The following is a 9,480-nucleotide window of genomic DNA, read 5'->3' as shown; positions in this document are numbered from 1 at the left end:
ATTATTTTTGGTAAACCCTGTTTTTCATTGGAAGATTTTGAAAGAGAAATGGAAGAATTTCTTCCTGCTCCTGATGATATTAACTTCTTAGTTCATTTTGAAATAGATGAAAATAACTATGATGGTAGTTTTGGATTTGATTGGATGCGTAATGAATATAAACATATATGCCCATATTATGCTAAACTGAAAGAAGAATATAGGGATTGTAATGATAATACCCTGTGGAAACCTCAAGGAAGAGAATATTTCATCCCTTGGGTAGCATTAAGGAAAGGACAGAAAAATGTTAAGTTAAAAATATCTATAGAAACATTAAATACTCTTCCTATTGAAGATACTGATACCATCCAATTCACTCAGCAAAATGGGATCTCCTTTTCGGTAGCTGATATTAATGTAAAAGAAATAATAAATAAAGGTTTTGTAGAGGTAGAACTTTATTGTAATACAGTATCAGAGAAGGATAGGCTTTATAAAGTTTTTGATGGTAAAGGCAATATTGTTGGAAAACTAAATATTTTTAGAAATAAAACTACCTATCAATTAGATGTTAGATTTGTTGAGGTAAAATTTAAGGGAAGTGTAACCCAAGATCCTCCTGAAAATGCAAAAAATATGAATGATGTAGAAAAACTTATGTTATTGGTAAATAATATAAATATTCTTTCAAGAAGAATATATAATTTCACAGATAACACCACTAAAACATTTGTAGAAGAGGGAAAAATTGAAACACAATCACTAAACCAAATAGAGACAATTGACAAATGGAAACAGTACATAGAAGACAACGAAGATTTCTTTAAAAAACTCCTTAATCAATCTTTAATTGATTACAACCCTATTAAAGAAAACAATGAAATTAAATATGAGGTTATGGAAATTGATTTAGGATTTTTTACTATTGGAAATAATCCTTTGGAAAGTAAAAATTGGCTTATTAGAGAATCTTTTAAGGATTTAAAACCTAATTCTAATTCTAATTCAGTAGCTTGTGATTTATATAAATTAAGAGAGGGGATTATTGCCCACTATTTACTTTCTTATTTAAAAGATTATACCCTTAATGCTGTGCAGGAACGAACAAAAGGGGTTACTTTTTTTATTTTACCTATTATGATTGACGGACCTACAAATGATGAAATTCTTGACGCTCTTTCTGATGATTTAGATAAAAATGATATAAAAAATAGCAGTAGGTATGTACTTTTACTTCGTTATACTGATGAATTGAGAAAAAATACCATCGTTCACGAGGCAGCACATACATTGGGACTGACACACACTTATAGGGAGGAAAGCAATGATATACAACCCAAAGTATTTTTTAAAAAAGATGAAACTAAAAATATTATGGATGAAGGTAAAAAATTTAAAGATAACAACTTATTTTGGAAGTGGCAATGGGAAACAATGATAAAAGACTCTGATTTAAAACCAATTGATAATGAATAAGACGACAAAAACACTCGGTTTAATAGTATTTGCTTTTTTTATATCTCAAAATCTATACAGCCAGTTATTTATAAATAAAATAGACAATAAAGATATAGAGATTGTTAAGAGACTTATTCCTACTAAACGCTATGGGAGTATTATGTACGATTATATAAGAATAGATAAACGTACAAAAGAACCTTTAAGAGGAAAGTATAAAGTTATTGTAAATAAAGATGAGTATTACAAAGCTTTCTTTGAAGAGGGTAACCTTGTAGTGAAAAATAAAATTAACTTAGTGAAATACTACTATAAAGGTAAATATCAAAAACTCTACATATATGTAGGGAAAGAATATATACTATTATCTAAAAATGATTTTGATAAAAAACAAGGGCTAATAGATGTTAAATATTTTAGTTATAGCGATATAGATGAAAAAAAACCTTTTCTTACGAGTAAGGACAATAAAAGGGAGTTAGAAGGACGTCTAAAAGTATTTATACCATTAATAAAAGAAAAAGATATAAAAGAGTTTCTAAAAGATTATTAATCCCAGATTATGCAGTAAAAATCCCAACCCTCTATTTTAGAATTTTATCTTATAAAATCAACATTTTTTAGAAATACACAACAAACGTGTTTAAACTTTTTTTAGGAACTTGGAGATAAACCCTAATAAAAGCATTCCAATCCAAGTTACATCAAGATACTCATATCTCATTATCAAACCTTTATATCCGTCAAGCCAACCATTTGCTTGTTCAATCTTAAACCTATTTTTGTACAATTCTTCATCAAAATAAACTTCCTGCTTCTTCTAAAAAAGCTAAGATTTCTTTTAGTACTTCTTCTATTTCATATAAGTCATTGTGATTTCCAGCTTTAGGACTCCCCATTGCTATCATTTGCCCATTATTATCATACAAAAAAATGCTATTTGTGGTTACAGCTTTTTTTCTTGCTTAATAGATTTAACCATACTCGCTGAAAACTACCATCTTTACTCTATTTGTTGAAGTAGTAATAGACATTTTGCCAAGAGATTTCTCCTTTTTCAAAATAGCTCTCAATTGGAAGTTCTCTCCATTGTACCCCTGTTTTTAACCTCTTGAGAATCAATAAAAATATTGAAGCCAAATCAAAATTACTTTTAAATCCTCTTTTTTCTACACTTAAAAAGGGAATAATCCAATTATTTATTGTATCTTTGCCCAAAGTTCCTGAATTTTGGTGTTTTTTCTCAAACACAAAATTACTAATTTTTGGGAACTTTTACTTCTCTAAAAAAAGTTTAAACAGCTTCCCAGCTTAAAACTGACCTTGCCGCAATTGACCGTAGGATACTCTTGTCCATTACTTCTGAGAGTGGTGCTACTGAGGAAGGGGAGGTTGTAGAACAGCCAGCACCAATGGCACAGAAGGGAGAAACTAAATCTTTATCTGCTGAAGAACAACACAAGCTGGAAGAAAAGCAGGAAGTAAAATCAGGGGTGAAATTCAGGATGTAGTGGCAACACAGCAGCCCCTATATTGCCTATATAACTCCTATATACGCCCTATATACATTATCTTCGTATATAGGGTAGCTATAGGGGATTACTTATTTATAATTTGCTATATCTCATTGAGATAGTACATTTTTTAGGCGTGAGATAGGTTTTGTTATAAGCTCACCCTACAAACTTTTACTAACACTAAATTAGTAAAATATTAGTCGTATTATTGTAAAACGAACCAAAACATAAAAAGACAAAAGTGTCTAAATATTTTATATCTATATGATTATCAGTAGATAACAAAATATTTTGAAAAAACCTTGTCTTTTATTTTGTGATGTAGAATATTTTTAGTAATATTGCCGCACAATTCATCAATTTTCCTGTTTTATGAAGAAAAGCGTGCTAAAATACTTCCCAAAACTCGATACTACAGTCTTTCTCACCTTTGGCGGGATACTTTTGCTCGGGCTCATAATCTTAATATACCAACTCAATCACCGCACAGACTGCACTGAAGCCAAATATATTATCCACACAGACGACTTCATCACTAAAAATCTCATTGAGTTCATCGATAATACCAAAGGAGCTACTTCTTGGAAGTGGGATTTCGGGGATGGCTCTGCCGTAGATTACAACCAAAACGCACTTCACTCTTACAACAAAGCAGGACAATACATCGTTACCCTTACCATCAACAACACTTGCAGTTTTCAAAAAATAGTAACTATCACAGACCCTGATGCCGATTCAGGCTATCTGCCTGTTATCATCGCCCCCAATGTAGCCTTTGAGGGGGATACCATCAAGTTTAACGCCCGCAAAGAAGGTGGCATTTCTTTTGAGTGGAGCTTTGGCAAGGGTGCTGGTACTGATGCCCTTGGTGAAAAAGTTACTTATAGCTTTAAAACCACTGGCAAAAAGACCGTTTCCTTGATTGTCAATGGCGATATAGAGCATATCGCCACTAAAACCATCTACATTGCCCCTAAACATATTGCTGCTAAAAAGAAAAGCGATGCATCCTCTTACGAATTTGAAAAACCTCATTCCGACTTTGAGTTGCCACGTGGCAAGGCTCAAAAAGACCCTTTGGTAGATTTTATTGGACACCTACCTGTAACCCCTGCACCCCAAAAGGAGAAAGACAGCATTCCTTCCCCTAAAAAAGCACCTGATATCTCAGTAGAGCAGTTCCAACTTTTACTGGGTCAAGTAGCCGCACAATCCAAGACCAAAGACGATTTTAAAGAGTATCTCTGTGGTAATTTTAGCACTCCTGTGGTAGTAAACGACCAAAAACTCGTACCCTTTGAACAGCTTTGTAGGGATATTGCAGGCAAGAAAATCAAAATCTCCACAATGCGCCTACAAAAAGACACTAAAAATTGTATTCAACATATCTATATCTATTACAAGATTAAGAAATGGGGGATTTGGGTAAAAGAGTGATAGATTTTAGCTTAAATAAAATCTAAGATAATTAAGACAATGGATAGAATACTATTTTTCAGCATTGGAATTAGCATACTCATTCCATTAGTACAGTTGTTTTATCTATTCTATCGTAGATTTTTTAATAAAGATAGTAAATTTATTCAATATTTATTAGCGATATTAAGTGTTTTTGCTTATATAAGTTTGAGTTTTGTAGTTATAATGTATATTAAACCAACAGTTTTTGATAGTACAGACTTTCATAACACGATTGTTATACCTATTGCAGCTTATTTGGTAATGAATGTAATTATAATACTACAAAAATATATAGCAAAAAGTAATACCATAGGTATATTACTGATAATCAATCTTATTACACTGATAACTATATGCTATTACTTATTGCTGACAACTACCTATGAAATTGGAGATGGAGATGTATTTTATAATTCACACAAACAGATAATGATTTTTAGTTATACTGATTTTATCGGGGTACTACTATTAAACATATTGACATTTTTCGTTATTAAAAAGTAAAAGATTTTAGAATCCTATGCAACAAAAGCCCTACACTCAAGAAGTACAAAAAGCCCTTCAGATTGCCCAAAAGATAGGCAAGGAGCATATTCACGCCCACTACTCAGGAGCTCACTTGCTGAAAGCAATGCTCAACCGCGATTTGTCTTTGCTTAAAAGTTTAGAGGCAAAGGGTATTGATGTGTTTTACTTAGAGGAATGGGCAGAAGTGCGTCTTGAGGAACTTCCTAAATCTACACACACTTATAGCTGCGAACCCGATGAGGTGATTGATACCATCTTCACAGAGGCAAATGAAGTCGCCGAAAGTCTTTTAGAGGAAGAAATAAGCCTCTTTGCGGTAATAGTAGCCATTAGCAGTCCAGGAGTAGCTTTTAGCTTTGACCAGATGAAGACCTTTCCTGTCTCTCGCGCTGAACTCCTCAAAGATCAAACCGTAAGCGGTACCATCTTCTCTAACAACACTGCTGACGAACCCTCTGCAAAAAAGAAAAACAACTTCTTACAAAAATACTGCATCCACAAAAACGCACAGGTAAAACCTCCAAAAGAAAAAGACCTTTTGGTAGGACGCAATACTGAAATCAACAAAATCATTGAGATACTCTGCCGCTTTAACAAGCCTAATGTGCTGATTATCGGTGATTCGGGAGTAGGTAAAACAGCGGTTTTAGAAGGGTTTGTACAGAAAGTAGTATGGCAGCAAATCCCAGAGTTGCTCGCTGGTTTAGAAGTATTTGAGTTGGATATGGGGGCTATCGTGGCAGGAGCATCTTATAAGGGTGAGATTGAAGACCGCTTAAAGAACATCGCCCAAGAGCTTAAAGCACTTCCCAAAGCAGTACTTATTATTGAAGAAATCCACTCTATTTTGGGCGGACAAGGTTCAGACTCTTCTATTGCAAACTTGCTGAAAAGCGAACTCTCCAAAGGCTTACGGCTTATTGCGACCTCTACCATTGAAGAATACACCAAAAAGATAGAAAAAGAACAAGGATTGTCGGGTATGTTTGAACTTTTAAGGTTAGAGGAAAGCGATGACGACACCCATTTTAGAATGCTCAAACAAGCCTTAGCTGACTATCAAAAGCACCATAACATCAGCATTGATGACCTGACCATCAAGGAGGCTATTCGCCTTTCCAAGCGTTTTATGAAGGAACGCAGTTTGCCTGCTTCAGCTATTGACCTGATAGACCAGACAATGGCATCGCTTAAAACAGCAGGGGAGTCATTCTTAAAAGAACGCAATTACTTTATAGGCAAAGTATTGGAGCTAAGAGAAAACAAAAAGCTCCTCAGCGAAAAAGACCGCCAATTGCAGGCGCAGTGGCTTTATAAAGACCTATGTCAAAAACTACAAAATCTCAGTGGCTCAGCGAGTGAAACCCAAGATGAACATAATCTCACAGAAAATACCTCTACCGATGAACTTCTTGACCTATGCCGCACACTTATCGATCGCATCGAAGCCATAGCGAAGGAAAAACGAAGCCATATCACTGAATACGACCTTGCTTTTATCATCTCTCAAAAGACCAACATTCCTATTGGCAAGCTCAAAGAAGAGGAAAAGCAGCGACTCAATGATATGGAAAACGTATTAGCCCAGCGGGTGGTAGGGCAAGATCACGCCATTGAGATTGTCTCTGAGTCTATCTTGGAAAGTCGTTCAGGCTTAAATAAAGCAGGACAGCCCATTGGCTCTTTCTTCTTTTTAGGTCCCACAGGTACGGGAAAAACAGAGCTTGCCAAATCACTTGCTGAGTTTCTATTCCAAGATGAGAATGCCATTATCCGCTTCGATATGTCAGAGTTTAAGGAAGAGCACTCAGCAGCTTTGCTCTATGGGGCACCACCAGGTTACGTAGGCTATGAAGAGGGAGGACTATTAGTAAATAAAATACGCCAAAAGCCTTATGCCATCGTGCTTTTTGATGAGATTGAAAAGGCGCATAGCTCGGTATTTGATGTCTTCTTGCAGATAATGGACGAGGGTAAGCTCCACGACCGTCTGGGCAAAGAGGGAGACTTTTCTAACGCTATTGTGCTCTTCACTTCCAATATAGGTTCTGAGTTTATCGTGCAGTCTTTTGAAAAGGGAAATATCCCTACTTCTTCTGAGCTTTTAGAGCGTATGAGTGGTTATTTCCGTCCTGAGTTCTTAGGGCGACTTACCGAAACGATACCTTTTGCCCCTATCAGCAAGGGCAATGCGCTTAAAATCTTTGAGATACACTTAAAGAAAGAGCTGTTGGACTTGGTAAAGAACATCAACATACAGTTAGAAATCACCGATACTGCCAAAGAACAGCTTTCAGAAGAGGGGTATGATATCAAATATGGAGCGCGACCTTTAAAGGGCGTTATCCGTGCTAAACTGCGCCGACCCTTAGCTAAAAAGATTATTGCAGGCGAGTTTAAGGAAGGTGATAGCATCATAGCCGATTGGCAGGAAGGGAAAATCGTGTGGAACAGAAAAGAAGATAACAAGCTAAAAGATAATGTATTATGAACCAGAAACATTTAGTATGCCAAGGAGCAACCTGCCAATGTCAATTTGGCAATGCTCCCGATAAGTTGAAGGTACTTACACAGACCAAGGCATTCATCAATGAGGAAGAACCCCAAGAGAAATTGGTAGCCACAACTGCTGATGTAGGGGCTACTTTTGAGAAAAATACCTTTGGACTATGTCAGATGCAGCCACTGCCAGGTGGGGGCTATAAACCCTGTCAGGCAATGGTAACTCAGTGGAGTGGTGCTTATGAGAACGTTACCTATGAGGAAAACAACGGACACCCCCTTTTAGAGGACAGCAAAGCCACCTGTCCCATAGGCGGTAAGGATTGCATCAGCATTATCAACCACGGACAGGTGGCTGAGATAACTAAGGTGAATATAATCAATGCCAATCCTGCAAAGATTACAATGATAAACCCCTTTGTGAATTTCCATAAACTCAGAAAAGAGATGCTCACAAAACCAAATATTATAGAAGCCTATTTCACAGACTTACAAGGTAATAGAATAGATCTGGGAGAAGATGAGCAAGAGGTTTACTTAGTAATTGAAGGTGAAAACCTATCAGGACTAACAATGGATTTTAACCTCAATAATAAAGATCTTGACTTCAAATATAAGGGCAATATCTTAAAGAATGACACACTCAAAAATTACACCTTTGCAAATGATACTCAAGAACAGATACCACTAACAGTTATAAACACTAAAAAGTAATTTCTATGGCAACAATTACAATCACACTTAGAGAAACAGGTAAATCCGTAACAGCGACTCTCAAAGCAGCAGGTGAAGGAGAAAAATCTATGTATAAAATATTATTATTTAGTGGAGTAGACTTTTCAAATAGAGGAACATATGGATCAAATGTTGATTTAGCAAAATATATTGAAACAATTTGTTCTCAACCAGGTAAATATTATGTGCCACTAAGAAAAGGTGATATTATAGTATTAAATGCTCCTTTTATTGCTAATGATATTTGGGGAAACGACATATATAATAGCATTCTCAATAATATCAAAAGTAACAATTTTGACTTACAAAATGGTACTTTAATAATATATGCTTATAGTTTCGGGGCTCAATATATTCAAAATTTTATTCATAGATTTAAAAAGGATAATATAAAAATCTCATTATTAATAACAATTGATGCCGCTTATGGTCCATATTCCTCCACAATAAATAATGATATTCCTGACAACGTTAAATTTAATCTAAATATTTTTCAATTAAAACCAAGTGGAATACTTTCACATGGATGGTGGAATGAAGGTAAAAATGTAAAAAATGTTGGGATAACTTTCAATAGAGACTCTAAAGGCAATCTAATTTCTCATGCAACTATAGATGAATATACACTATTCTATTGTGCTCAAGTAATTATTTATGCTTTAAAAGGTATTTATTCATTTATTTATTATAGTGAAAATGAAATTGAAGAACAAATTAGGATGTATCATTCTACGGGATTTTAATTTTTATACATTAATAATCATTATTATGCTATTCTTATTCTACATATATACTTTACCTTATATTGTAGAATATGAAGAGATTACAAATTACTCCCAAAAAGCATATCTTATAAATAGTGTAGTAGATAATCTATATTTTTCATCTAACTTTTGGCATTCCCCCCTCGAATATTTAAAAGATATACCTCCCATTTTATTGTTTTTTTTAACCATATTGGCATCATTATTGAATTTTTTAACTACTGTATATACATTATCATTTATTCTGACCATTATTGTAAATACAACACGATGTTTTATAAAAAAAATAATTAAATATAAAAAAATATAAACAATTCTCAACCCCCATTTTCATGCTATTTTGTTAATTACTCTCTATATAACTCCTATATACGCCCTATATAAATAAATTGCGTATATAGGGTAGATATAGGAAATAGATAATACATAATTTTTAATGAATAATTTAGTAAAAAACATCTATTTCCAAAAATATTTTATATCTTTGCCCCGCGTAAAGTTCTTAGAAAGAACGTAAATAAGAATAAAACCAC

The 9,480-nt window shown here is 34.3% G+C and carries 9 protein-coding genes; 7 read left to right on the top strand and 2 right to left on the bottom strand.

Features of this window, described 5'->3' with window-relative positions:
- Both HMPREF9331_RS04875 and HMPREF9331_RS04870 read left to right on the top strand, forming a co-directional pair.
- The coding region (locus HMPREF9331_RS04875) for a zinc metalloprotease (RefSeq protein ID WP_211212266.1) at positions 1–1,458 on the top strand (1,458 nt) is incomplete at its 5' end.
- Complete coding sequence (locus HMPREF9331_RS04870) at positions 1,451–1,993, top strand: hypothetical protein (protein ID WP_016421344.1); 543 nt, start codon at positions 1,451–1,453, stop codon at positions 1,991–1,993. The genes HMPREF9331_RS04875 and HMPREF9331_RS04870, both read left to right, overlap by 8 nt.
- A gap of 244 nt (positions 1,994–2,237) precedes the next feature.
- On the opposite strand, the gene HMPREF9331_RS13425 is transcribed toward HMPREF9331_RS04870, so the two are convergent.
- Entirely contained in the window at positions 2,238–2,369 is a 132-nt protein-coding gene (locus HMPREF9331_RS13425; RefSeq protein WP_262482241.1) for a hypothetical protein, read from the bottom strand.
- Positions 2,370–2,448: 79 nt separating this feature from the next.
- Entirely contained in the window at positions 2,449–2,691 is a 243-nt protein-coding gene (locus HMPREF9331_RS13295) for a transposase (RefSeq protein WP_016421342.1), read from the bottom strand.
- 98 nt (positions 2,692–2,789) lie between these two features.
- On the opposite strand from HMPREF9331_RS13295, the gene HMPREF9331_RS13090 reads away from it, so the two are divergent.
- The 5 genes from HMPREF9331_RS13090 to HMPREF9331_RS04840 all read left to right on the top strand — a co-directional run bounded on the left by HMPREF9331_RS13090 (position 2,790) and on the right by HMPREF9331_RS04840 (position 8,926).
- Positions 2,790–2,951, top strand: a complete 162-nt coding sequence (locus HMPREF9331_RS13090) for a hypothetical protein (protein WP_169450065.1) — start codon at positions 2,790–2,792, stop codon at positions 2,949–2,951.
- 378 nt (positions 2,952–3,329) lie between these two features.
- Positions 3,330–4,394, top strand: coding sequence for a PKD domain-containing protein (locus HMPREF9331_RS04860; RefSeq protein ID WP_016421341.1), 1,065 nt, complete (start codon positions 3,330–3,332; stop codon positions 4,392–4,394).
- Between the two features lie 544 nt (positions 4,395–4,938).
- A complete protein-coding gene (locus HMPREF9331_RS04850; protein WP_016421339.1) occupies positions 4,939–7,437 on the top strand; it encodes an AAA family ATPase in 2,499 nt (832 codons plus the stop codon).
- A complete protein-coding gene (locus HMPREF9331_RS04845) occupies positions 7,434–8,162 on the top strand; it encodes a DUF4280 domain-containing protein (protein ID WP_016421338.1) in 729 nt (242 codons plus the stop codon). Before HMPREF9331_RS04850 ends, HMPREF9331_RS04845 begins: the two co-directional genes overlap by 4 nt.
- 5 nt (positions 8,163–8,167) lie before the next feature.
- Positions 8,168–8,926, top strand: coding sequence for a hypothetical protein (locus HMPREF9331_RS04840; protein WP_016421337.1), 759 nt, complete (start codon positions 8,168–8,170; stop codon positions 8,924–8,926).
- The last annotated feature ends 554 nt before the right edge of the window (positions 8,927–9,480 follow it).

This window comes from Capnocytophaga granulosa ATCC 51502 (genome assembly GCF_000411115.1).
Classification (GTDB): Bacteria; Bacteroidota; Bacteroidia; order Flavobacteriales; family Flavobacteriaceae; genus Capnocytophaga; species Capnocytophaga granulosa.
This window is presented reverse-complemented; position numbering and strand designations above follow the sequence as displayed.